The following is a 298-nucleotide window of genomic DNA, read 5'->3' as shown; positions in this document are numbered from 1 at the left end:
CCATCTTCTCTCCATAAGCTATGTTCAATACTCCTAGAGCAATCAAACACACTGCCATTAGTTTGAATAAATATCGTATCATTGGATGATCGATAAGATTTTTGTTATTGTTATTTAAAAGCATCAAGTATTCCTTTATTTTTTTTCAAACCACCAGCTGCTTTAAGCGATCCATTCGGATTGATCAAACCATCAGCAATCAGATTGATGATGAATGAATCATTATTTAAACGATTAACTATACTTGCTGTACTGAATTGTTGCATAAATGCATCATTTATTTCTTTTACTTGAAGTT

General features: G+C 31.2%; 1 protein-coding gene. It reads right to left on the bottom strand.

All coding sequences use genetic code 11. From position 1 onward, the window contains the following. Positions 1–110 precede the first annotated feature (110 nt). The coding region (locus BKH41_RS09980) for a hypothetical protein (protein ID WP_180762827.1) at positions 111–298 on the bottom strand (188 nt) is incomplete at its 5' end.

Origin of the sequence: Helicobacter sp. 12S02232-10, from assembly GCF_002272895.1 — a bacterium.
Classification (GTDB): domain Bacteria; phylum Campylobacterota; class Campylobacteria; order Campylobacterales; family Helicobacteraceae; genus Helicobacter_J.
This window is presented reverse-complemented; position numbering and strand designations above follow the sequence as displayed.